We start from the raw sequence: 22,556 nt of genomic DNA, 5'->3' as shown, positions 1-22,556 counted from the left end.
GGCGGTCGGATCGGCATAGTCTGGGCACATGCCGAGAGCGATCTGGAACGACCTGGTCGTCGCCGAGAGCACGGACACCGTCGTGGTCGAGGGGAATCACTACTTCCCCCGTACGGCGCTCCGCGACGACCTGCTGCGCGAGTCCAACACGCACACGTTCTGCCCGTGGAAGGGCACCGCGTCGTACTACACGCTGGAGCACGACGGGAAGAGCAGCGTGGACGCGGTCTGGTTCTACCCGGAGCCGCTGCCGGAGGCGGAGATGGTCCGGGACCGGGTCGCCTTCTGGAAGGACGTCACGGTCGTCGGGTGACCACCACCGCGGTCGCCCAGAGCACCACGGCCGCGCCGAGCGAGGTGACGGCCGCCGCGAGTTCCGGCATTCCCATGACGTACGCGACGAGGGACGCGACGGCCACCAGGGCGAGCGCGAGCGCTGTGGCCACGTACTCGCGTTGCCGAAGGATCGCCACGAGCGGCACGAAGTGCGCCGCGACGACGACCAGGACGAGAGTGGGGATCAGCCTCGGGTGTCCGGTCGGTATGGCGACGAGGCAGACGCCGCCGATCAGCAGTCCCTGCACGGCGCCGACCCGGTTGAACCGGCGCATCCAGGACGCCGCCAGGCGCCGGGTGACCTGCGGTCGGGGTCGGACCAACCCGACGGCGAGGACGATGGCGGTGAGCACGGTCGCGGCGACGAGCAGCGGGATGCGCGCGGCGGCGGGCACGACGTGTAGGCCGGAGACCGCCCAGAGCAGCGCGAAGCCGGCGAGGACGAGGGTCCCGGTACGGGCCAGGGCGCGCTCGGACACGGCGACGTCATCGGTGCGCGTGCGGGTCTTCCCGGTCTCGGTCATGACGTCCCTTCCGTGGTCGCGGAGCCGGGCAGCAGGTGTCCGAGCAGGAGTTTGAGGATGAGCATCGGTGCCAGCCAGGCGAGTGCCGTCGGGACCGGCGACAGCGTCACCGCCGCGACGAGCAGCACGGTCGAGGCCGCGAACGCGAGTGGGCGTTTCAGCGCCGGTGCGGCGGTGGCGATCAGCACGGCGGCGGCGAGGGTGCCGGCGTAGAGCACGATCGCGGTCGACCACGGGTACGCGGGCAGGACCAACGCGACGACGGGCAGGTGGACGTGGGCCGCCACGAAGACCAGTTGTCGTCGGACGACGTCGGCGCCGGTGTGGAACCGCCTCGATGCGGACACGGTGGCGTTCACGACGGCACCACCGAACAGGTCGAATCCGAGCACCGTCAGCAGGAGGACGATCGGCACCGGGTAGCCGGCAGCGGCGCCCACGGCCCCGGCGATGGTCGCGCCGACACCTGCGGTGAGGTAGCTGAGCCGACTCTCCGCCCGCGTGGCCCCGGGCGCGACGAGCAGGTCGTTGAGCCGCGAGACCGGACCGCGCGGCGGACTCGGGGACGTGGTCGTGGGCATGGCCGCCGTTCGCTCGGAGACGATTGGTGAACTATCGCTCAGCATAGTGAACGTTTGTGCACCCGTCGAGTCGAGGGCCTGCTCGAAGGAGCCCGAGTCGGCGACGTCACTCAGCCCTCGGCCGGGACGGGCTCCTGGATCGCGGTGCCGGAGTAGAGCCGATCGATGGTGTCCCACCAGCGCCGCAGGCCGTCGTGACCCATCGGATCGGTACCAAGCACGTCGGTGATGCGGTCGCGCAGCAGGATGATGGAGAGCTCATGGGCCAGCAGCACGACCGCGAGTTGTGCCCGGTCCACGTCCGGGGCGACCGCGCCCGCGTCGGCCATCCGGTGCATGAGCGAGTCGGCGAACCCCTGCAGCATCCGGTACGCCTCGACCGAGCGCGACGTGGTGCCGACGAGCAGGTGCGCGAGATACCGGGTGGCCGACGGGGAGGACAGCGCGTCGGCCGACGCGAGGAAACGGTCGGGCGGGCCGGAACCGGCTGTCTCGGCGAGTGCCTCCAGTGCGTTGCCCAACACGCCCAGCACGTGCGCGTCGACGGCGGCGACCAGGCCCTCACGCGACCCGTAGTGCTTGATGATGAGCGACTGCGAGACTCCCGCGCGCTCCGCTACCTGCTTGAGCGACGCGGCCGCCGGCCACTGTTCGCCGAAGAGTTCCAGGGCGGTGTCCCGAATGATCGCCTTGGCGGTGCGATCCTCCGGTGCATACATGTTCACCACAGTAGCAATCCCGGCGTGCGGTGCGAACGGGCCGGCAGTGGCACCGGCGTCAGGTCAGTGCCTCGGCCATCCGCCGCACGCCTTCAGTGATCAGCTCGGGGGTGGTGCCGAGGTTGAATCGCGCGTGTCCCGCTCCCCCGGTACCGAAGACAGGGCCGGGACTGAGCGCCACCCGGCCGCGATCGAGGAAGGTCGCGGCGGGGTCGTCGCCGAGACCGAGGGCGCGGCAGTCGAGCCAGGCCAGGTAGGTGCCCTCGCCAGGGCGGTAACGGACCGTCGGAAGGTGTTCGGCCAGCAGCCGGGTGAGGAGGCGACGGTTCTCGTCGAGGTCGTCCACGAGGGCGTCGAGCCATCCGACGCCGTCTCGCAGGGCGGCGACGTGGGCCAGCACACCGACGTGGCTGGGCCCCTCGTTGACCCAGGCGGGGATGCGGGCGAGATCGTCGGCCGCAGCGGGTCCGGCGATGGCGACGGCGGCCTTGAGCCCCGCCAGGTTCCAGGCCTTGGACGCGGAGATGACCGAGAAGGCGTTCTCGGCGCCGGGCACGCTCAGGTACGGCGTGAACCCGGCCCCGGTCAGCACCAGCGGCGCATGGATCTCGTCGACCACCACACGGACACCATGCCGGCCCGCCAGCGCGGCGACCTCGGCGAGTTCGTCGGCGGTGTGCACCGTGCCGGTCGGGTTGTGCGGGCTGCACAGCAGGTACGCGGGCCGGGAGCCACGTTCCGCCGCGCGCCGGAACGCCTCGTCCAGGACCGCCATGTCGATCCGGCCGTCCTCGCCGAGCGGGGCCTCCTCGATGGATCGACCGGTACGCCCCACGACCTGGTAGAACGGCGCGTAGACCGGGCAGTTGACCACGACGGCGTCGGTCGGACCACAGATCACGTCGAGGACCTCGACGATGCCGCTCATCACGTCCGGAACCATCGTGGTGCGGTCCACCGCGATGCCGTCGAAGTCCCACCGGTCGCGGGCGAAGTGGGCGAGCGCCTCGGCGTAGTCGGTGCCGGTGGGGTAGCCCGTGTCGCCGCGCCGGACGGCCTCGGTGATCGCGTCGACGACCGACCCGGCCAGCGGCGCGTCCAGCTCCGCCACGAACATCGGAAGCACGTCGCTCGGGTAGGCGCGCCACTTCTCGCTCGTCCGCTTCCGCAGCTGGTCCAGAGTGAGCTGCCGCAGGGGTGTGGTCTCGGAGGTCACGACACCGAGACTAGTGACTCGATCTTCCGGCAGCGCCGACGGACGACGGTGTCCGGTAGGGTGCTCGGCGGCACGAACTGTTGCGAGGTGCCCCACCCGTGGTGGGGAGAATCGGGAAGCCGGTGAGAGTCCGGCACGGGCCCGCCGCGGTGACCGGGGAGCTGCCGCCCACGCGCGTCACGCGCAGCCACTGGCCCTGCCGGGCTGGGAAGGCGGGCGGTGAGGTGACGATCCGGAAGTCCGAAGACCGGCCTCGCGCCTGGTTGCCCTGCGCTGTGGCCAGGGCCTGGAGCGCAGCGGGAGCCTGCCCATGATCAACGAAGTGTACGAGGTCATCCACGCCCGTCGGGACGTACGCGGTCAGTTCACCGGCGCGCCGATCCCGGCCGAGGTCCTCGATCGGGTGCTGGCCGCCGCGCACGCCGCGCCCAGCGTCGGCCTGTCGCAGCCGTGGGACTTCATCCTGGTCCGCGATTCCGCGCTGCGGGCGGAGTTCCACCGCCACGTGCAGCAGGAGCGGGACGTCTTCGCCGCGACCCTGGACGGGGAGGAGGCGCGCCGGTTCGGCACGATCAAGATCGACGGGGTGCTGGAGTCGACCCTGTCGGTCGTGGTGACGTACGACCCGGACCGGGGGTCCCCGGCGGTGCTGGGTCGGCACGCCATCGCCGACGCCGGCCTGTACTCGGTGTGTCTGGCCATCCAGAACCTGTGGCTGGCGGCCACCGCCGAGGGGCTCGGCGTGGGCTGGGTGTCGTTCTACCGGGAACCGTTCGTGCGGGACCTGCTGCGGATCCCGGCGGGTGTCCGCCCGGTGGCCTGGCTGTGCCTGGGTCCGGTCACCCACCTGGAGCAGGTGCCGGACCTGGAACGACACGGCTGGCGGCAGCGCCGTCCCTGGCGGGCAGCGGTGCACCGGGACCGCTGGGAGCCGGCGGGCCACTGACCCCGACGGCGTAAGGGTGCGTCAGCTCGGGGCGAGGAGGCAGAACTCGTTGCCCTCCGGGTCGGCCATGACCGTCCACGGCAGATCGTCGCGGCCCACGTCCACGGTGGAGGCGCCGAGAGCCCGCAGCCTGGCCGCCTCGCCCTGCGGGTCGTCACCGGGGTACGGGCGGACGTCGAGGTGGACCCGGTTCCAGCCGGTCTTCACGTCGGGCGTACGCAGGAACTGCAGGTACGGACCCACGTCCGCAGCGGAGCGCAGGACCGCTGCGCGGTCGGTAACCTCGTGCAGACGCCAGTCCATGGCGGTGCTCCAGAAGTCGGCCATGGCGCGCGGGTCCGCGCAGTCGACCACGACGGCGGCGACCGGTCCGACGTCCCGGTGGGCCGGTCGCGGGTCCAGGACGCAGAACTCGTTGCCCTCCGGGTCGGCCATGACCGTCCACGGGACGTCGCCCTGTCCCACGTCGGCGAGGGTGGCGCCGAGATTTTTCAGGCGCGCGACCGTCTCGGCGTGGTGGTCCGCCGAGGTGGTGGCGAGGTCGAGGTGCACGCGGTTCTTCACCGTCTTGGGTTCCGAGGAGACGACGAGGTCGACGAAGACGGCGATCGGGTCGGGATAGGCGACGCCCTCGGGTTCGAGGTTGGTGACGCCGGGCTCCTCGCTGGAGATCCCCCAGCCGAGCGTCTCCGCCCAGAAACCGCCCAGCGCGGAGTCGTCCCGGGCCTTCATGTTGATCTGTACGAGCCGTGTTGCCATCCGGCGATGCTAGCGGCAACGCGACACGAATTCGATTCACTTGATGCTGGCCGATACACCTCCGTGAAGTTTTGGGCGTTATGACTGGGTTGTCCGCATTGGAGTTCTATCGTGTCCCTGCGTGACAGCACGCCAACGGGGTTGCACGAGGAGGACAAGGTGAATGGACCGACAGGGATGACGACGGGCGAGTCGAGCAGTCGAGGAAACCGTCGCAAGCTCAAGGCGATTCTGGCCGGAGGGATCGCGCTCGGCCTCGGCGCGACGATCACCCTCGCCGCCTGGAACGACTCCGAGTACGCCTCGGGCACGTTCACCGCCGGTAGCTTCAGCATGGAGGGCAGCACGGACGGCACCACCTACGCCGAGCACCCCACGGCCGGCACGGCGGCGTCGTTGGCCTTCAGCACCGGCTTCGACAACATGAGCCCGGACGACGTGGTCGCCGCACCGTTCGCGGTGCGCCTGACCGCGGCGACGACGTACGACGCGACCGTCACGGTGGCGTCGGCCACCCCCGCGCCGCCCGCCTTCGCCGGCCTCACGTACGGGATCGCGACCGTCCCGACGTTCGGCGACTGTGCTCCGACACCCACGACTCCGACCTGGATCGTGGCCGAGGGCACCGCACTCGACTCGGTGGCCGGCGCGGTGTCGTTCAACCTGACCCAGGGCACTCCGCCCACGACACCCGGCGCTCCGGTGTTCCTGTGCTTCGTCGTCACGGCGGACGCCGGTCTGGTGCAGGGCACGTCGGTCACGGAGACCTGGCAGCTCCTCGCCGAATCCGTGTAGGTGGTGGCCGTGGTCAACCGTCGAAAGCCGGCCGGGACACCACGGCTCCGCCGGACCCGTGCCGTACTCGCCGGTGCCCTGGTTCTCGGCCTGGGCACGACCTCCACGCTCGCCGCGTGGACGGACGGCGAGTACGGCACCGGGTCGTTCGCGGCCAGTGTCTTCGGCACCGAGTCGCAGACCGCGTCCAATAGCTGGGCCAGTCACACCCCGGCGGCGAACGCCGCGACGCTGGCGTTCAACGCGACGGCGATGTCCCCCTCGGTCTCGTTCTACGCCTACCTCGACATCCGCACCACCGCCACGACGAACGTCGGCGGCACGGTCGCACTGACCAGTTCGTCCAACAACGCCGGTGCCCTGCTGCCGGCGCTGGAGTACCGCGCGGTGCGGACCGCCACCACCAGCACCACCTGTGCCGCCGCCGCCTTCACCGGTACCCCGACGTGGATCGTCGGGCCCAGCTATCTGGGCGTCACATCGGTCCCCGGGTCGCCGGTGTCGTCGGCGATCACGGCGCCGGCCGGCGCGACGCCGCAGTTGCGGTTCTGCTTCGAGGTACGCGTCCAGTCCGGCGCCAGCAACTCGTACCAGGGCACCACCGGTGTCGTCACCTGGGAATTCACTGCCACGTCTACGTAAAGGACCGGTCGGATGATGGGACGAGGGCGTCAGCGGCGCGGACTCCTCGCGCGGGTCGGTGACCTGGTGCTGACCCTGCTCGCCGTCGGCGGGACGGTGTGCGTCGTCCTCGTCCCGCTGGCGTTCTTCTTCGACATCTCGCTCATCCTGTTCAAGACCGGGTCGATGAGCCCGACCATCCCTGCCGGATCGCTGGCGGTGGTACGGGAGATCCCCGCGTCCGAGGTCGCCGTCGGAGACGTCGTCACCGTCGACCGTACGCCGCTGGCACCGATCACCCACCGGGTGGTCGACGTCGCCGACGGCGGCGGGTCCACGCGGCTGCTCACCATGCGCGGGGACGCGAACGAGTCCAACGATGCCGCGCCGTACGCGGTGACCCACGTGCGGCTGGTCGAGTGGTCGGTGCCCCGGCTCGGGTACGCGGTCCGCACCGTGTCGAACGTGTACGCGATGAGCGTGATCACGATCGGCACCGCCGCGATCGTCACCTGGGCCTTCTGGCCGCGCAGTGAGCCGCAGCCGTCGGGGCGTCATCGGCGGCCGGGCCGGTCGGGGCCGGACGGGTCGACGCCGGACCGGGAGACGGACGCGTACCCGAGTTCGACCCTGCGATGCCTGCTCCTGATCGTGGCGGTGCTGCCGGGCGTGACCGCTGCGGTGCTGGCGGCACCCGGCACGGCCCGCGCCGAACCGTCCGAGGACGTCATCCGGAGTCGGTTCCTCACCCTGGTCTCGATCGGCGACGAGGCGCGGATGACCACCATGGCGCCGGAGGAACCGGTGCCCTGGCAGGTGGGCGTCTCGGCACACGCGCCGCAGCCCGGCACGGTGACCATCTCGCTGTCGGCCTCCGGTCCGCTCGCCGCCAGGCCGGACGGACTCCAGGTGACGGCCGCCGTCTGCCCGCAGCGGTGGGTGCAGGGTGCCTGCCCCACCGGCCAGGAGCAGCAGGTGCTGGCCGACGGTCCGGCCACCAGGTTGACCGCAGAGCCGATCACCGTCAGCTCGATGCGCGCCGACCAGCAACGGTGGGTCCTGGTCACCGCGAGTCTGCTCGCGGGTTCGACGGCCTCCGGGTCGGCGGACCTGGTCGTCACCGCGACCGGGTTCGGTGACCGGGCCTCGGCCGGCGGCACGGTCGGGCCGCTTCCGCGTACCGGGCCGGATCTGCGGACGCCGTTGGCCGTCGGGGCCGGTGCGCTGCTCGCCGGCCTGCTGCTCGTGCTCGCCGTACGCAGGCGTCGGGTCCGGGTGGAGCAACCGTGAGGCGTCGGTGGAGGCCGGCCCGACACACCTGGGCGAGGACCGGACGGCGCTGGTTCGTGGGTGCGACGCTGCTCGCCTTCACGGTCGGGGTGCTCGCACCGCCCCGGTCGACGCTGGCCGCCTGGACCGACACCGAGTACGGCCGAGGAACCCTCCAGGCCGGCACGGTCAGTCCACCGACCAACCTGCAGTGCAGCGCGGGTGCGCTCACCCCGCCGACCTTCACCTGGACGCTGCCCGTCGGGGGCCTGACCCGCAGCGGCTTCACGTGGTCGCTGTCCGGCAGCTTCACCGGCGGCGGGACACTCGGCCCCACCGCCACCAGCGTCACCGTCCCCGGCGGACTACTCTCCATCGGCACCGGCACCTTCCGACTGGTCGCGAACGGCCCCGGTGGTTGGACGTCGACCCAGGTCACCGGCTCGCTCGGCATGCTGACCGCGGTGCTCTACACCTGCAGCGTGCCGTAATACCGCGACAGCCGTGATCCTCGCACGGCTCAGGGCTGGGCCAGCAGCGCGAGGAACCTGCGCAGGGCCGGGTTCGTGCTGTCCCGGGGCCAGGCCAGGGCCACGTCCACGGTGGGTGTCGGGGCGGTGAAGCGGCGCAGGCGTACCCCGCGCATCCGCAGCGCGCGCGCCCGACCGGCCGGGACGGCCGCGACCACGTCGCCCTGCGCCACCGCCCGCAGCAACTGCTCGTCGTCCGGCTCCTGCCGGACGAGCCGGAAGCCGCCGCGCGGCCAGACCTGCGCGATCGTCCGGTCGAACATGCCGGGGCCGTTCTCCCGGGGCCACATCACGGCCGGCAGGTCGACCACCTCCGCCCGGCTGATCCGGCGTCGACCGGCGGCCAGTGGGTGGTCTGCGGGCAGGGCCAGCAGCAGTTCCTCGGTGTCGACCGTCCGGCAGGCCAGCGCCGGATCGTCGAGCGGTGGGCGGACGAACGCCGCGTCGAGCCGGCCGGCCAGCAGTCCGGCCACGTTCGGCGCCGTCCAGGCCGTCTCCGGGACCACCTCGACCTCCGGGTGGGCGGCCCGGAACCGGGCCACCAGGTCGTCGACCCGGCCGCCGCGCGCCGACCGGGTGTACGCCAGGCGTAGCCGGCCGCCCCGGCCGCCCGCCAGGCCCCGGATGCGGGCGGTCGCCGCGTCCACCTCGGCGAGCAGCCGCACGGCTTCGTCGGCGACCCGCGCGCCCACCTCGGTCAGCGTGCAGCCCCGGCTGGTGCGGTGCAGGAGCGGTACGCCGAGCTGACGTTCCAGCGCACGGATCTGCTGGCTGAGCGCGGGTTGGGCGACGCGCAGCCGCGCGGCGGCCCGGGTGAAGTGCAGTTCCTCGGCGAGCACCGCGAAGTACCGCAGTCGGCGCAGGTCGGACCAGGCTTCCCGGGCCGGCGGGTCGGACATGGAGCCACCATAAGCGCCACTTATCGCCGACCGTCCCACTTCGTCTTGGACGTCGCCGCAGCGTCGCCGCCACGATTCGAGACAGGCGGTTCGACAGACGGGAGCCAGCGATGACGGCAGCGACGGACGTGGTGGTGGTCGGCGGTGGGATCGTCGGGATGACGGCAGCCGTCACCCTCGCGCGACGCGGGGCACGGGTGACCGTGCTGTCGGCCGGCGATCCGGCGGACACGGTGTCGACGGTGGCCGCCGCGGTCTGGTATCCGAGCCACACCGACGAGGATCCCCGGGTGTCGGACTGGGCACGCCGGACCCGGATCGAGTTGAGCCGCCAGGCGACCGACGGCGTGCCGGGGGTGGTCGACCGGCCGACCCGGATGCTGCTGCGCGGTCCGTACACCGGGCCGCCGTGGTGGTCGGCGGCGTGCGCGGACCTGGTGGCGGAGCCGGCGACGCCGCCGTACACGGCAGTGCTGCGGTTCACCGCGCCGACGGTGGAGATGACGCCGTACCTGGGCTGGCTCCGGCAGCGGTTGGAGGCCGACGGTGGGCGGCTGGTACGCCACCGGGTGGACCGGCTCGCCGATGTGTTCGACCTCGCGCCGACGGTCGTGAACGCGACCGGCCTGGCCGCCGGTCGACTCGCGGCCGACCCGGCCGTCCATCCGGTGCGTGGGCATCTGGTGCTGGTGGCGAACCCGGGCCTGACCGTCTCGGTACGCGACGAGGACGACCCGGCCGGGATCACCTACGTGCACCCGCGCCGACACGACGTCGTTCTCGGCGGCACGTACCAGCCGGGTGTGGGGCACACCGCGCCCGACCCGGACACCGCGCTGGCGATCCGACGGCGCTGCGTCGCCCTCGTGCCGGAACTCACCGACGCCCCGGTGCTCGGCGAACGGATCGGCCTGCGTCCGGCCCGGCACGGCGGCCCCCGGGTCGAGCTGGACCCGTCGGCCGGCCCCGGGCGTCGGCTCGTGCACGCCTACGGCCACGGCGGGGCCGGGGTCACCCTGTCCTGGGGATGTGCCGCCGAGGTGGCCGATCTCGCGGTAAGCGGCTGAGCGGGACACCGACCTCGGAGCCGATCCGGGAAGGGCTTGACGCTCCACACGCCATCGAGCAAAGTCGATTTTATAGATGTCTTGACACGGGGAGGACACATGAGGGGTTTCGTCACCGCCGTCTCGGCTGCGGCCCTGCTGTTCCTGGCCACGGGCAGCACTCCCGCCGGTCCGCCGCCGACCGACGCGCCCTGCGCCGGGCAGATCCACGCCAACCCGGGGTTCGAACGCGGCACCACCGGCTGGACGGCCGGCCCCCGCATCGTCGTGCTCGGCGACGCGGCGCGACCCGCACACGCCGGCCGCGCCTACGCCACCTTCGCCGGGCTGGACGTCACGCGGTCGGACCTGCTGCGTACCACCGTGACCCTGCCGGCCGACTGCGACCTGACGGTCCGCTTCTGGGTCCGCACCACCACCACGGAGATCAGCCGGAGCGATTACCTGAACGTCGGACTGGCGGTCACCGGGATACCTCCGAAGACGAGGTTCTCGCTGGCCTTCGACGGTGGGGCGCAGTGGCGCGAGTACGCCATGTCGACCGGGACGGCGACGACCGAACGCACCGCGACGGTCAGCTTCCTCGCCAGCGAGACGGCCGGCAACGGCGTCACGACCTTCGACGTCGACGACGTGACCTTCACGTTGAGCTGACGCCGCAGTGGCCGTCGCGGCCGGGCTCGGACGTCTTCTCGGCGTCCGGCATCGCGGCGAGGACCTCGTCGAGACGCTGGTAGCGCTCCTCGGCCCGCTGGCGGTACCGCTCGATCCACCCGGCCATCAGGTCCAGGACCTCCACTTCGAGATGGGCGGGCCGGCGACGCCCGTCCTTGCCACGGGTCACCACGCCGGCGTCCTCCAAAACCGCGAGGTGCTTGGCCACGGCCTGGAGGCTCATGTCGAACGGCTCGGCCAGCTCGGTCAGCGTGGCGTCCCCGGCGGCGAGCCGGGCCACGATCTGCCTGCGGGTCGGGTCGGCCAGTGCCGAGAAGACGAGCGACAGCGTGTCAGTGCTCATGCCCGCCGCCGTCGAATGGTCATGCGCCCTGCTCGGCGAGCAGCTCATCGAGGTGCTCGTAACCTTCACGTACCCCGGTCTCCATGCCCGAGGCCAGGAACGCGTCACGGTCCTCGAACGAGTCGACGAGAGCGGTCGCGGTCAGCCGGGTACGCCCGCCCAGGTCCTCGAAGGAGAGTCGTTCCAGCGCGACGCCGTCGGGCATCCCCTCGAAGGTGAAGGTCTGGACGATCAGCTCACCCGGCCGCACGTCGTGGAAGCAGCCCCGGAACCCACCCTCGAACCCGTCGGCCTGCTGGACGTAGCGGTACGACCCGCCGCTCCGACAGTCCCACGCGTCGATCACGGTCGTGATGTCTCGCGGACCGATCCAGCGGGCGAACAACTCCGGATCGGTGTGCGCCCGGAACACCGCGTCCGGCGGAGCGTCGAACTCGCGGGTGATGATCACCTGAGGGACCGTGGGGTCGGCCACGATCCGGGTCTCACGGGTGCCGGCAGTCATGGTGGTGCTCTCCTTTGCGGCAACGTCGACAAGCATGGTGACCTGCTATTTCAACCACACGGTTGAGCATCGCAGGGCGCCCCGATGATTGTCAACCCGCTGGTTGAGTAACGTCGGTCGGGTCTCGTCCGCCGCCGAGGACGGCTCTCAGAGACCGACGTCGCGGGCGAGGAGTGCCGCCTGGACCCGATCGGAGACCCCGAGCTTGGCGAAGACCGCAGAGAGCTGGTTGCGGACCGTCTTCTCGCTCAACCCGACCCGGCGGGCGATACGGGCATTGGTCTCGCCGGCCGCCAGGTAGCGCAGGATGTCCCGTTCGCGCGGGGTGAGCTGGTTGAACGGTGCGGGCAGCTCCACCGGTTGGCGTTGCAGGCCGGCCAGCACCCGAGGGCCCACCCGGGGGCCGAGCACGAGTCCACCCCCGGCCACGGTGCGCAACGCGTCGACGATCACGTCGGGGTCGGTGTCCTTGAGCAGGTATCCCCGGGCGCCCGCGTGCAGCGACCGGCTCACCACCTCGTCGTCGTCGGCCATGGTGAGCATGAGCACGGCCGTCGCCGGACGGTCCCGCACGATCCGGCGGGTGGCCTCGACACCGTCGCCGTCGGGCAGACCCACGTCCATGGCGACCACGTCGACCGGCTCGGTCATCACCAGACGGATCGCCTCCGCACAGGTGGCGGCCTCCAGCACGGTGCTGACCCAGTTCTCCCCCTCCAACATGATCCGTAGTCCACGACGGACCACCGGATGGTCGTCCACGATCAGCACCCGGCCCTGTCCGGACATCTCCTCGCCCCACTTCCGGCCCGACCGCCTCGACCGGCCCGCCTCATGGTGTCAGCCGGGTTCGTCCACCGGAACGGGGGCCGACGCGACCGGCTGGAACGGCAGTCGTACCCGTACCAGGGTGCCCTGCGGTTCACGGTCGACCAGGTCGCACTCGCCGCCCAGTTCGGCGGCGCGTTCGCGCATGGAGTCCAGGCCGACGCCACCCGGGCGGCGGGCGCGGATGCCGACGCCGTCGTCGGCCACCTCGACGACCAGGGCGCGGCCCCGGCGGACCACCACGTCACAGGTGGTGGCCTGGGCGTGCCTGGCCACGTTGGCCAGGGCCTCGCCGACGATCCGGTACGCCGCCACCTCCACGGCGGCGGGCAGCCGGTCCAGTTCGTCCTCCACCCGCAGTCGCACGGACAGGCCGGGGCCGTCGAAGCGCTGGCACTCCGCCCGCAGGGCCGATTCCAGCCCACGATCCAGGGCCGGTGGACGTAACTGATCGACCAGTTGCCGCACCTCGGCGGTGCAGGTCCGGAGGTCCTCGGCGAGCCCGTCGAGGATGCCGACCAGCCGCTGCCGGTCGGTGGCGAGCTTGCGGGCGGCCCGTACCTGCATGGACATGCCGGCGAAGGTGGGACCGAGCCCGTCGTGCAGGTCGCGACGCAGCCGGCGCCGCTCCTCCTCCCGCGCGGTGACCAGTCGCTCGCGGGAGGCCCGCAGGTCACGGATCAACCGTGCGGTCGCCGCCGCCACCGATGCGTGCAGGGCGACGTCGCTGAGCAGGCGTCGCTCGACGGAGGTGAAGCGGGTCCCGGGGGTACGGTGTGCCACCACCAGCGAGCCGACGCGCTCGCCGTGGGTGACCATGTCGAACCGTTCGACCGAACCGGTGGGCCGGCCGTGTTCGGCGTGCACCCTCGGCGGCCGGTCCGGGTCGTGGTCGGCGGTCAGCTCGACCGCGACGTAGGGCACCTGGAGGGAGCCGGCGACGGTCCGGGTGAGCAGCGGCAGCACGGCCTGCGGCTCGACGGTCCGTTCCAGCAGGTCCCCGAGGCGCGCCAGGACCGCGTACGGTTCGTCGCGCTCGCCGTAGAGCAGCCGGTTGACGCCGCGCTGCACCCGGTGCCGCAACGGCTCGAAGGTCACCGCGATCAGCCCGGTGGTCACCAGCGAGGCGTTGGAGGTGTCGCCGCGTAGCACCAGGTCACGCAGCAGGCTCACGGTGGAGACGAAGGCCACGATCAGCAGCAGGCTCATCACCAGCCACACCAGCGTGCGGTTGATCACCTGTTCCAGGCCGTAGAGCCGGTAGCGCAGCACGGCGAGTGTCATCGCCCCGGGAATGGCGATCACCATGAGCACCCAGGCCCCGGAGAGGTTGAGCGCGTCGAGCACGAGTCCGAGCAGGAACAACGCCGCGGCGGCGAGCAGGCAGGCCAACTGCTGGCGGGTCTCACCGGTGGCGCGACGCCAGCGCACGGCCAGCGAGCAGAGCACCGCCAGCAGCGCCAGCACCTCGACGCCGATCGCCAGCAGGGCGATCTGCACCAGCGTACGGGCTTGGGCGGTGGCGGCTGGCTCGGCCGAGAGCAGCAGCCGGCGGGGGTCGCTGAGCGCGGCAACCGCCAACGCCACGGTGGCCACGGCGGTGGTGACGACGATCAGGTACGCGACCGGACGCCACCGCCGTCCCGGCAGCCGGCCGTCGGGGAAGACCAGCAGGGCGAGGATGACCAGTCCGTACGGCGGCCACCAGAGCCACTGCCCCACCCAGGCGACCGGAGTGATCCCGGTCCAGCTCAGCGACAGGGCCGCGACGGCGGCGGTGAGTCCGGCCGCGGTCATCAGTCGACCGACCGGATGGCCCGGCACACCGGCGAGCACCAGCGTGCCGAGCGCGGTGAACGCGGCGGCCATGCTGGCGGTCACCGCGACCGGGCCCTGGGCGGCGGCGTCCCGGCTCCACAGGTGGCCGATCACCACGAGCAGCGCGACGGCCGTCCCCGCCACCGCCAGGGCCCGACGGCGGACGGTCACTGGTGGCGGGGTCGGCGACAAGGGAGCCTCCGGGACGGGTCGGAAAGGTGTCGGGTCAGCGGGCCCAGCCCGCCGCGTGCATGGCGTTGTGCAGCAGATTGCCCCGATGGCCGTGCGAGTGCCACGGCAACGCGTCGACGACGTCGGTGAAGTTCGGAGCGTCGCAGTCGGGTAGCTCCGAGAGCACCTCGTCGACGTCGATCCGGTGGTCGCCGAGCACCTGCGGGCGTTCCCGGACGAACCGCTCGACGTGCGCCAGGACCGCCTTGAACCGTTCGCGCAGGATCTCCGGCGCGGCCGGGCGGGGAGACGGGTGCAGTTCCACCAACTGCCAGTCCTGCGAGAAGACCGGGATCAACTGCCGGCCGGTGGGGTCGAAGAACTCCACCGGGCCGTCGAGCTTGTCGTAGTGCCTCTGCTCGTCGAGTAGTTCGGCGAGGTTGCGGTAGACGTGGCAGAAGGTGTCGTCGCCGGCGACCAGCACGATGCGCGGGTCGATGTCGGCGGAGGCGCGGTCCGGTTCACGAGTGGGCAGGGTCATGGTGGTCTCCTCAGGATCACGCGAAGCGTAGACACGCGCGGGGGTCCACAGTGGGACTGCTGCGGGTGTCGCGTTCGTCGGCGAAGGTCCGACCTGCCCATCGTCGCGCGGCGGGTGTCCCGCCGACCCGGGGCGGATGTCCCGGGTCGGCGGGATCGTGGCCCGCCCGGTCAGCCCAACCGGACCGCCCGGCTGGCCGCGCGGGTCATGTCGACCGTGGCGGTGACGTCCGGCAGTCCTTCGACGTGCGCTCCGGCGTCCACCCGCCCGGACCAGTGGCTGTATCGCGCGGCGAGCTGGTTGGCCCGCAGCTCGGCCGCGCCGAACAGGCAGGCGCTGAGCGGGTCACGAGGTGCCCCGCTCGTCGCCTGCGGGCAGCCGGCACCGTACTGGCCCTGGTTGGCCAGGGGGTTGAATCCGGACTGGTCGCCGCCGCACGGGTCCCAGCCGTCGACCTGCGTGCAGCTGGCGTAGTTCGCCATCGCCTGCGCCATCGCGTTGTGCAGGTGCCGGTTGGCGGACTGGTCGGCGTCGCTGCGGGGCCGGGCCCAGTCGGCCGGCAGGCCGTGGCTGCCGAAGAGCAGACCGCGCAGGCCGTCGTCGGACTCCAGGGCGGAACCCCAACCCAACTCGGTGTACGCCTGCAGCAGTCGCAGCGCGTTGGAGACCTTCTTGCCCTGCTGCCACAGCGCCTTGGCCGAGTCCCAGGTGCCGGGGTCCGGCGCGGCGGTGCCGGAGCCGGCCAGCATCACCCGGTAGAAGTACTTCTGCCGGCCGGCGAGCATGCTGGCGGCCTTGGCCCGGGCGGTCGCCGTCTGGGCGTCGACCGTCGGGATCGCGGCGGACTCGAAGGCCGTCCGATAGGTGGTGTTCCACCGCTCGTCGAGGAACTTGCGCTCGTCGTAGCAGTAGCCGTCGGGCACCTGGGAACGGACGTTCCAGGAGCAGTAGACGCCGATCGGGAAGACCCGGGTGGCGCTGCGGACCTGCTGCCAGTCCCCGCCGGCCCACTTCACCCGGGACCGCACGGTGATCTGCAGGTCCCCGCTCGTGGTGTGGAAGCGCGGTCCCTCGTTCTCCACCACGTTGACGAACTGCGCCTCGTAGCAGCTCGTGAAGGAGGGACGGTGGGCCGGCGGCAGGCCGTGGGCGGCCAACTGGAACGGGTTCGGCAGGGTGTTGTGCCGCAGGGTCGCCGGGACGGCACGGTTGCCGAGAGTGCCGGTGCAGGGGCCGATCGAGCCGGTCTCGCCGATCCGGTTCCCGGCGGCGATCTGCTGGTCCGGGCTGCCCCACATGTCGTACTCGGGGATCGCGTCGCTGCCGTTCCAGAGCACCGCGCGGCGGACGTTGTCGACCTGGTCCCGCCAGCCGTTCATGGCGGTGCGGTAATCGGCGACCAGCGCGGTGAACAGCGGGTTGGTGGCCCCGTCGTCGGTCGGCTCGCTGAACTGCCGGACCCGCTCGTTGATCTCGTCACCGGCCAGCGCCACCGCCTCGGCCCGCCCGGTGTCGATCCGCCTGGCGTACTGCGGGTTCTGCAGTTGCAGGATGTTGTAGGTGCGGGCGGCGGTCTTCCAGGCCGCGGCGTTGGCCACCGGTCCGGTGGTCCAGGCGCCGCCGACCCGCTGACCGGCCCACTGGGTCAGGTAGTTGATCGAGCCCTCGGGCAGGAAGAGGTCGAGCTGCGAGACCGGGTCGGCGGTGCTCGTCCCAGCCGGGACGGTGAAGGTGCCCTCGGCGGCGGCGCGCAGCGTGGCGAACTCGAACGTCGGCGACTCGGCCTTCGGGAAGTACGTGTTGATGTAGTCCGGGATCGGTTCCCCGGTGATCTCCTTGTGGTGCACGTAGGTGGTGATGACCGTGTTCAGCGGGTCGCGGGCGATGTTCTGCAACGCCACGTGGGTGGCGAGCGCCATCGCGTCGACCTTGCGTTCGATGGTCTGCAACTGGGTGGCGATCCGGCTCAGGTTGGCGTGAACCTGGTCCAGCGACCGGGTCAGCGCGTCGAGCTGGGAGACCAGGTTGGCGTACATCTCGCCGAGCGCCGCCTCGATCCGGTCGAAGCGCCGGTCCATGCCCTGGGCCAGGCGGTTGATCTGGTCCCGGAGCTTGCCGATCTCGGCCTGCACGGCGGCGTTCGGGTCCCCGCCACCGGCGAACAGACCGATCAGGCTCACCGCCGCGCCGAGCAGGTTACCGGTGAGCACCGCGGTGCCCATGGCGATGGCGGCGGTGCTCAGCCCCTGGCCGAGCACGGTGGTCATGTACGTGTTGATGGCGGTGACCGAGGTGACGATCGCCTTGCCGATGGTCTCCAGTTGCTTGCCGAACTTCTTGTCGTGGAACCCCATCACCGTGGAGAGCACGCTGACCGTGGAGCCGAGCCCCTCGAAGATGGTCTTGTTCTCGGCGGTCTTGCGCTTCTCCTCGTCGATGACCGCCGAGGTCGGCTTCGGGTCGCCGTTGAGCGGGTAGGTCGCCGCCCTGGCCACCACCTCGTCGGCCCGGGCCCGTCCGCCCGCGTCCAGCACGGCCAGCGCCGCGTAGGCACGGTCCTGCACCAACGCGCGGAAGGCGGCCGGGTCGTCGCGCTCGTCCCGGATGGCGGTCAGCGGCACGTAGTGGCCGAGCGTGCCGGCGTTGCCGTCCGGACGCGGTTCGTGGATGCGGGTGGCCAGCAACGTGTCCACCGGGGTGCGGACCGCCGTCTTGGTGCGGCCGGTGAACGCGGCGTCCCACCCGACGGTCAGCGGGTCGTCCACCTTGGCCCGTCGGTGCAGCTCCATCCAGGTCTCGCGGACGACGTCGCGGGACTTCGCGTTCCACGCGGCGTCCTGGTAGCCGCCACGGACCAGGTTCAGCATGTCCGGTACGACGTTGGCGCCCTCGGCGCCGACGGTGCTGTCCAGGAAGAGCCGCAGCGCCGGGCCGGTGAGCACCGCGCCGCTGCTCGGGGTCTCCCCCAGTCGCGCCAGCAGGGCCATCGCCAGAGCGAAGCGGGACCGCTCCTCCCCGCTGCCGTCGGGCGCCACCGTGGCGACGGCCGCGCGGGTGCCGTTGGCGTGTGCCGCCACCTGGGCGGCGTCGGCGTTCGGGTTCGCCGTGCGCCAGTCCAGCAGTTCGGCGGTGAGCAGGGCGTCGGTGAGCCCGGCGGCACCGTTGTCGTGGAGCTGCACCACGGCAGCGAAGAGCGCACCGTGCACGGTGTGCTCGTCGAACGGCACCTGCTCGACCGCCCGCGCCGGAGTCTGGTGCATGGTCACGGTCAGCACCGCCGCGATCCCGACGGCACACCACCGTCCGAGGGTGCCCCGGCGGCCCGTGGGCCTGCCGTGTCGGCCGGGCGGTCTGCCCGGCCCTTTCGCCGCTGTCGTCACCACGTGTTCCTCCCAAGACCGGGACCGGACGGGCCGGGCCACATCGAACCTGACCGTTCCGAGGCTGGTGGGCGGGACGTCCCGGAGGGCAGGGACGAACGCCCGTCGTCCAGGGACATCCGTACCGGCCGGGTGGCGGGTCATGCGCAAGACCTGCGGCGGTGGTGCTGCGGTAGGTCGCTGGTCGAATGCGGCTCACTCCGCAGTGGGAGGCGAATCTCGCGCCTGAGCACGATGCACTCCGACCAGGACACATCGATGCTATTTCCATGTCTCGTACTCTTCGGACAATGAAGGTGGTGGCCACCAGCCTCACGCTGGTCGCCACGATCGCTGTCGTACCCGCCTCCGCCGTGGCGCAGCCCGGGGCGTCCGCCGGACAGCTGGACCGCACCGGGCTGCGTGCCGGGCTGGCGGCCGTGCCCGAGGCCGGTGTGCCCGGCGCGCTGGCCGCCGTGCGCGACGGCCGACACGACTGGCAGGGAGCCGCCGGCCAGGCGTTCCTGACCACGCCGCGACCGATGCAGCCGCAGATGCGTCACCGCATCGGCAGCATCACCAAGACGTTCGTCGCCACCACCGTGCTCCAGCTCGTCGACGACGGTCGGCTGGGTCTGGACGACCCGATCGGGCAGCGGCTACCCGACGTGGTGCCGGGCGAACTCGGCACCCAGGTCACCGTCCGGATGTTGCTGAACCACACCAGCGGTATCGGCAACTACACCAACGCGATGATCGACTCGTACGCGGCGATCAACCGGATGCAGGTCACCACGTACGCGCCGGCCGAGCTGGTCGCCACGGGCCTGGCCATGCCGCCGACCAACGCACCCGGCGAGCGGTTCAGCTACTCGAACACCAACTACGTCCTGGCCGGAATGCTGATCGAGGCGGTCACCGGCAACAGCACGGCGGCCGAGGTGCAGCGGCGGATCCTGCGACCGCTGAAGCTGACCGGCACGTCCTTCCCGGGCACCGATCCGACGATCCGTGGCCCGCACGGTGGCGCCTACTTCGCCCCCTTCGGCGTCCGCGACATGAGCGGGTTCAACATGAGCTGGGCAGGTGCGGCGGGCGAGATGATCTCCACCACGGCGGACCTGAACACGTTCTTCCGGGCGCTGCTCCGTGGTGACCTGCTCCGTCCGGCGACCCTCGACCAGATGCTCACCCGGGTGCCGATGGTGCCGGAACTGCCGGAGGCCGGTGGCTACGGTCTGGGCATCTATTCGCTGCCCACCCCGTGCGGCGAGTTCTGGGGTCACGACGGCGCGGTCATCGGTCACCTGACGTACTCACTGCACAGCCGGGACAGTGGGCGCCAGGTCTCCTCCGGGATCAACCTCAGCCATTACCAGATCGGGCTGCCCGACGCGCATCCGGTCGACATCGCCTGGCAGACGTTCCTGCTGACCGCGATGTGCCCGGCCAACGGCGTGAGCAGCCGTTCGGCACAGGCCGCGCCGCAGTTGCCGAGCGTGACCCGGATGCCGGGCAACGACGCGGTGGTGGCGGTCTCCTGACCCGTCCGGACGTCGACGGTGCACGGGCGATCCGATGATCGCCCGTGCACCGGTTTGGTCGGTGCGCGATCGGGAAGATCTTCTGCATGTCTATCTGGAGCAGGTTCACCCAGCGGCGTAGGCGGAAGATCGAAGAGCAGCGCAACGCGGCCGTGGCCAGGGCCATGGCTCGTGGGGCGACCCCGGAGGAGTCGGCGGCAGCCGGAGACCGTGCGGCGCGCGGTGACACCGCCACCACGGTCTTCCGCATCTCCAACATCTGATCCGCACCGTGCGGCCGGGACAGCACCGTCCCGGCCGCACGTCTGTGCGTTGTCCGATCAGGCGGACGATTCGCGCGCGGGCACCGTGCGGGACGTGCCGTAGGTCGTGCCGGCGCGGTCGCGTTCCAACCAGCCGGCGTCGACAAGCATCCGTCGCGCGCCGGCCACGTCGTCGGTGACCGCAGCCAGCCGCCGGTTGATCTCGTCCTCGTCGCACGGGCCGTCGAGGTCGAGGAAGCGGACGAGCATCTCGGCCAGCAACTCCCACCGCCGCGACAGGGTCGGCGGAAGAGTGGTCAGCCGGCCGTGCGAGAAGACGCTCCGCAGCTCCGGATAGATCACGAGCAGACGGCTGATCGGCTGCTGACGGTCCAGGTCGGCGGCGGTCTCCCGCAGGGCGTCGAGCCGGGCCCGGTACACGCCGGTGCCGGTGACCACACCGATCGCGTGGAGCCGGGCGAGGGCCGCTCCGGCCTTCGACACGGGGATGTCCAGCGCCTGCGCCAGTTGATTGACGGTGAGCCCGTCTTCGCCACGGCGGGCGAGTTCAGCCAACGCCCGCAGGCGCTCGGGGGCGGCGAGCGCGGCGAGGATCTCCGCGGCGTGCGCGGCTTCGGCGGACATCCGATCATTCTGCCCAGTCACCCTCGACTCCGACGAGCAGGTTCCCGGTCGGGCCAGGGCCGGGGTGGACCGTCGGATCCCGACATCGCAGGTTGTCCTGTGGATCACCGCCGCGTACATTGGCCGCCACGGTCTAGCAGTTGCAATTTCTTGGCAATAAGGTGGTGGAGATGTCCCTCGTGTTCAGAGAGGTGGACGGAGTCGGGCTGCAGCAGTCGGTCGCACAACTCCATCCGATCTACCGAGAGTGCTTCGCGGCGCCGCCGTGGAACGAACCGGCCGAGAAGATCGCGGACTTTCCCACCCGGCTCGCCCGGCATGCCGGGCAACCGGGGGCGTACGGCTGGATCGCCGAGCAGGACGGCGAGGTCACCGGCGTCGTGTACGGGTGGCCCGCGCCGACCGAACTGCCGGCGGCGAACGCGTTCGACATCGCGGTGCGGGAGGCCGCGTCGCCGGACGTGGCAGCGCTGCTGGTGGCACCGGCGATGGTGGTGGCAGAGCTGATGGTCCCTGCGGCACACCGAGGACGGGGATTGGGTCGGAAGCTGCTGGCGCGTCAGGTCGGTGACTACCCTGCCTGGCTGGCCACCCATCCCGAGGCGGCGGCAGCGCGACTCTATGAGCGGGCGGGCTGGGAGCGCCGGTTCTCCTATCAGGTGGAGGGATGGCCGTTGACGGTGTTCACCCGCGCGGCGAGGCCGACGGGCCACTGAGGATGCCGCTCGGACCCCGCACGGCGGCGGCGACCGGGAGCAGTTCGGGCCGCGTCAGGTGCCGGGAGACCCGCAGATCGGAGCGACGGACCTCGAGCACGTGCCGTTGGTCCAGGTGGTGCCAGGGCGGGGTGGGCTGGTCCCAGCCGGTCGAGGCGACCACCACCCGATCGGGTTCGACGAGGTAGTTGAGGGGGAAGAACCCGGGGCCGCGGCGTCGGCTGACAGCGGAGTCCGGATCGTGGTCGGCATAGGCGAACAGCGACTGCTCGGTGAGCAGCAGGCAGTTGAGGCCGCTGTACCGGGTGGCACGACGGCGCACCTCGGCTGCGGCCGAACTCAGCGCGGTCACCGGGTCGGTGCGGCGCAGGAACTGCCTGACCAGGAGGAAGAACCGTTCGCTGTCGGTCGTACCGGTCGCGGCTTCGCGCATCGCCGGTTCGAGCAGATCGTCGACGGCGTCGGCCGGGGAGAAGTCACCGTTGTGGGCGAAGGCGACCGTCGCCGACCGGAACGGGTGGGTGTTGGCGAGGACGAGCGGTGACCCGGGATTGGCCAGCCTGATGTGCAGCAGGGCGGCGTCGGTGGTGATCCGGCTCAGCGCGGAGGTGAATCCCTGGCTGGTATGGGCCGACGTCGGCTCCTTGTCGACGCGGAGTTCACCGTCGTGCCAGTGGGCCACGCCCCAGCCGTCGCCGTGTTCGGCCGACAGTGCGGTGAATCCGGGCAGTTCGGTGGCGAGCAGATCGGTCAGGCGACCGGCGGACGCGCCGACCACACCCAACAGACGGCACATGGGCACACTCCCGGGGTTAGTACTCCAACGTCACTTGGCTTGGGCGTCGGGCGTGGCGTGGGCATGGAGACGGCCACCGCGTTGATCATCGATGGTTTGTGAGGACAACCG

General features: G+C 71.5%; 25 protein-coding genes and 1 riboswitch. Of the genes, 11 read left to right on the top strand and 14 right to left on the bottom strand.

Going from position 1 to position 22,556, the window contains the following annotated elements:
* The first annotated feature begins 28 nt into the window (after positions 1–28).
* Entirely contained in the window at positions 29–313 is a 285-nt protein-coding gene (locus tag ACIBO1_RS18365; protein WP_396747887.1) for a DUF427 domain-containing protein, read from the top strand.
* On the opposite strand, the gene ACIBO1_RS18360 is transcribed toward ACIBO1_RS18365, so the two are convergent.
* The 4 genes from ACIBO1_RS18360 to ACIBO1_RS18345 form a co-directional block, all read right to left on the bottom strand.
* Positions 297–860, bottom strand: coding sequence for a hypothetical protein (locus tag ACIBO1_RS18360; protein WP_396747886.1), 564 nt, complete (start codon positions 858–860; stop codon positions 297–299). The genes ACIBO1_RS18365 and ACIBO1_RS18360 overlap by 17 nt on opposite strands.
* Entirely contained in the window at positions 857–1,441 is a 585-nt protein-coding gene (locus ACIBO1_RS18355; protein WP_396747883.1) for a hypothetical protein, read from the bottom strand. The genes ACIBO1_RS18360 and ACIBO1_RS18355 overlap by 4 nt, the downstream gene beginning before the upstream one ends.
* A 110-nt stretch (positions 1,442–1,551) precedes the next feature.
* Positions 1,552–2,160 (bottom strand): TetR/AcrR family transcriptional regulator, encoded by a 609-nt coding sequence (locus ACIBO1_RS18350; protein ID WP_396747880.1) that lies wholly within the window; start codon positions 2,158–2,160, stop codon positions 1,552–1,554.
* 58 nt (positions 2,161–2,218) lie between these two features.
* A complete protein-coding gene (locus ACIBO1_RS18345) occupies positions 2,219–3,376 on the bottom strand; it encodes a MalY/PatB family protein (protein WP_396747877.1) in 1,158 nt (385 codons plus the stop codon).
* A gap of 68 nt (positions 3,377–3,444) precedes the next feature.
* Positions 3,445–3,647, top strand: a riboswitch (cobalamin riboswitch).
* A gap of 39 nt (positions 3,648–3,686) precedes the next feature.
* On the opposite strand from ACIBO1_RS18345, the gene bluB reads away from it, so the two are divergent.
* Positions 3,687–4,322: a 5,6-dimethylbenzimidazole synthase gene (gene bluB / locus ACIBO1_RS18340; RefSeq protein ID WP_396747874.1), complete on the top strand. Its 636-nt coding sequence runs from the start codon at positions 3,687–3,689 to the stop codon at positions 4,320–4,322.
* A 21-nt stretch (positions 4,323–4,343) separates the two neighbouring features.
* On the opposite strand, the gene ACIBO1_RS18335 is transcribed toward bluB, so the two are convergent.
* Complete coding sequence (locus ACIBO1_RS18335; RefSeq protein ID WP_396747871.1) at positions 4,344–5,081, bottom strand: VOC family protein; 738 nt, start codon at positions 5,079–5,081, stop codon at positions 4,344–4,346.
* A 159-nt stretch (positions 5,082–5,240) separates the two neighbouring features.
* Here ACIBO1_RS18335 and ACIBO1_RS18330 point away from each other — a divergent pair, with 159 nt between their 5' ends.
* The 4 genes from ACIBO1_RS18330 to ACIBO1_RS18315 are packed head-to-tail and all read left to right on the top strand — an operon-like array spanning position 5,241 to position 8,257.
* Complete coding sequence (locus tag ACIBO1_RS18330; RefSeq protein ID WP_396747868.1) at positions 5,241–5,876, top strand: SipW-dependent-type signal peptide-containing protein; 636 nt, start codon at positions 5,241–5,243, stop codon at positions 5,874–5,876.
* A gap of 9 nt (positions 5,877–5,885) precedes the next feature.
* Entirely contained in the window at positions 5,886–6,518 is a 633-nt protein-coding gene (locus ACIBO1_RS18325) for a SipW-dependent-type signal peptide-containing protein (RefSeq protein ID WP_396747865.1), read from the top strand.
* A gap of 12 nt (positions 6,519–6,530) precedes the next feature.
* The gene (locus tag ACIBO1_RS18320) at positions 6,531–7,787 is read left to right on the top strand and encodes a signal peptidase I (protein WP_396747862.1); all 1,257 of its coding nucleotides are present in this window, start codon (positions 6,531–6,533) and stop codon (positions 7,785–7,787) included.
* A gap of 56 nt (positions 7,788–7,843) precedes the next feature.
* The gene (locus ACIBO1_RS18315) at positions 7,844–8,257 is read left to right on the top strand and encodes a hypothetical protein (protein ID WP_396747859.1); all 414 of its coding nucleotides are present in this window, start codon (positions 7,844–7,846) and stop codon (positions 8,255–8,257) included.
* Between the two features lie 29 nt (positions 8,258–8,286).
* Here the strand turns inward: ACIBO1_RS18315 and ACIBO1_RS18310 are convergent, their stop codons facing one another.
* On the bottom strand, positions 8,287–9,195 hold the full coding sequence (locus tag ACIBO1_RS18310; protein ID WP_396747856.1) for a LysR family transcriptional regulator: 909 nt from the start codon (positions 9,193–9,195) through the stop codon (positions 8,287–8,289).
* Between the two features lie 110 nt (positions 9,196–9,305).
* Here ACIBO1_RS18310 and ACIBO1_RS18305 point away from each other — a divergent pair, with 110 nt between their 5' ends.
* Positions 9,306–10,262 (top strand): FAD-dependent oxidoreductase, encoded by a 957-nt coding sequence (locus ACIBO1_RS18305; protein ID WP_396747853.1) that lies wholly within the window; start codon positions 9,306–9,308, stop codon positions 10,260–10,262.
* 99 nt (positions 10,263–10,361) lie between these two features.
* Entirely contained in the window at positions 10,362–10,916 is a 555-nt protein-coding gene (locus ACIBO1_RS18300) for a hypothetical protein (protein WP_396747850.1), read from the top strand.
* On the opposite strand, the gene ACIBO1_RS18295 is transcribed toward ACIBO1_RS18300, so the two are convergent.
* The 6 genes from ACIBO1_RS18295 to ACIBO1_RS18270 form a co-directional block, all read right to left on the bottom strand.
* Entirely contained in the window at positions 10,903–11,280 is a 378-nt protein-coding gene (locus tag ACIBO1_RS18295; protein WP_396747847.1) for an ArsR/SmtB family transcription factor, read from the bottom strand. The genes ACIBO1_RS18300 and ACIBO1_RS18295 overlap by 14 nt on opposite strands.
* A gap of 19 nt (positions 11,281–11,299) precedes the next feature.
* Positions 11,300–11,785: an SRPBCC family protein gene (locus tag ACIBO1_RS18290; protein ID WP_396747844.1), complete on the bottom strand. Its 486-nt coding sequence runs from the start codon at positions 11,783–11,785 to the stop codon at positions 11,300–11,302.
* Between the two features lie 147 nt (positions 11,786–11,932).
* Positions 11,933–12,574, bottom strand: a complete 642-nt coding sequence (locus ACIBO1_RS18285; RefSeq protein ID WP_396747841.1) for a response regulator — start codon at positions 12,572–12,574, stop codon at positions 11,933–11,935.
* Between the two features lie 51 nt (positions 12,575–12,625).
* Positions 12,626–14,602: a histidine kinase gene (locus ACIBO1_RS18280; RefSeq protein WP_396747838.1), complete on the bottom strand. Its 1,977-nt coding sequence runs from the start codon at positions 14,600–14,602 to the stop codon at positions 12,626–12,628.
* A gap of 55 nt (positions 14,603–14,657) precedes the next feature.
* Entirely contained in the window at positions 14,658–15,143 is a 486-nt protein-coding gene (locus tag ACIBO1_RS18275) for a hypothetical protein (protein ID WP_396747835.1), read from the bottom strand.
* A gap of 170 nt (positions 15,144–15,313) precedes the next feature.
* Positions 15,314–18,409: a hypothetical protein gene (locus tag ACIBO1_RS18270; protein WP_396747833.1), complete on the bottom strand. Its 3,096-nt coding sequence runs from the start codon at positions 18,407–18,409 to the stop codon at positions 15,314–15,316.
* A 413-nt stretch (positions 18,410–18,822) separates the two neighbouring features.
* Here ACIBO1_RS18270 and ACIBO1_RS18265 point away from each other — a divergent pair, with 413 nt between their 5' ends.
* Positions 18,823–20,046 carry a serine hydrolase domain-containing protein gene (locus ACIBO1_RS18265; protein WP_396748235.1) on the top strand — a complete coding sequence of 408 codons (1,224 nt, stop codon included), beginning with the start codon at positions 18,823–18,825 and terminating at the stop codon, positions 20,044–20,046.
* 86 nt (positions 20,047–20,132) lie between these two features.
* The gene (locus ACIBO1_RS18260; RefSeq protein ID WP_396747831.1) at positions 20,133–20,309 is read left to right on the top strand and encodes a hypothetical protein; all 177 of its coding nucleotides are present in this window, start codon (positions 20,133–20,135) and stop codon (positions 20,307–20,309) included.
* A 57-nt stretch (positions 20,310–20,366) separates the two neighbouring features.
* Here the strand turns inward: ACIBO1_RS18260 and ACIBO1_RS18255 are convergent, their stop codons facing one another.
* Positions 20,367–20,933 (bottom strand): DUF2087 domain-containing protein, encoded by a 567-nt coding sequence (locus tag ACIBO1_RS18255; RefSeq protein WP_396747828.1) that lies wholly within the window; start codon positions 20,931–20,933, stop codon positions 20,367–20,369.
* A 170-nt stretch (positions 20,934–21,103) separates the two neighbouring features.
* On the opposite strand from ACIBO1_RS18255, the gene ACIBO1_RS18250 reads away from it, so the two are divergent.
* Entirely contained in the window at positions 21,104–21,649 is a 546-nt protein-coding gene (locus tag ACIBO1_RS18250) for a GNAT family N-acetyltransferase (protein WP_396747825.1), read from the top strand.
* On the opposite strand, the gene ACIBO1_RS18245 is transcribed toward ACIBO1_RS18250, so the two are convergent.
* Positions 21,618–22,445 carry a class II glutamine amidotransferase gene (locus ACIBO1_RS18245; RefSeq protein WP_396747823.1) on the bottom strand — a complete coding sequence of 276 codons (828 nt, stop codon included), beginning with the start codon at positions 22,443–22,445 and terminating at the stop codon, positions 21,618–21,620. The genes ACIBO1_RS18250 and ACIBO1_RS18245 overlap by 32 nt on opposite strands.
* Positions 22,446–22,556 lie beyond the last annotated feature (111 nt).

The organism is Micromonospora sp. NPDC049903 (genome assembly GCF_044460945.1).
GTDB lineage: Bacteria > Actinomycetota > Actinomycetes > Mycobacteriales > Micromonosporaceae > Micromonospora.
This window is presented reverse-complemented; position numbering and strand designations above follow the sequence as displayed.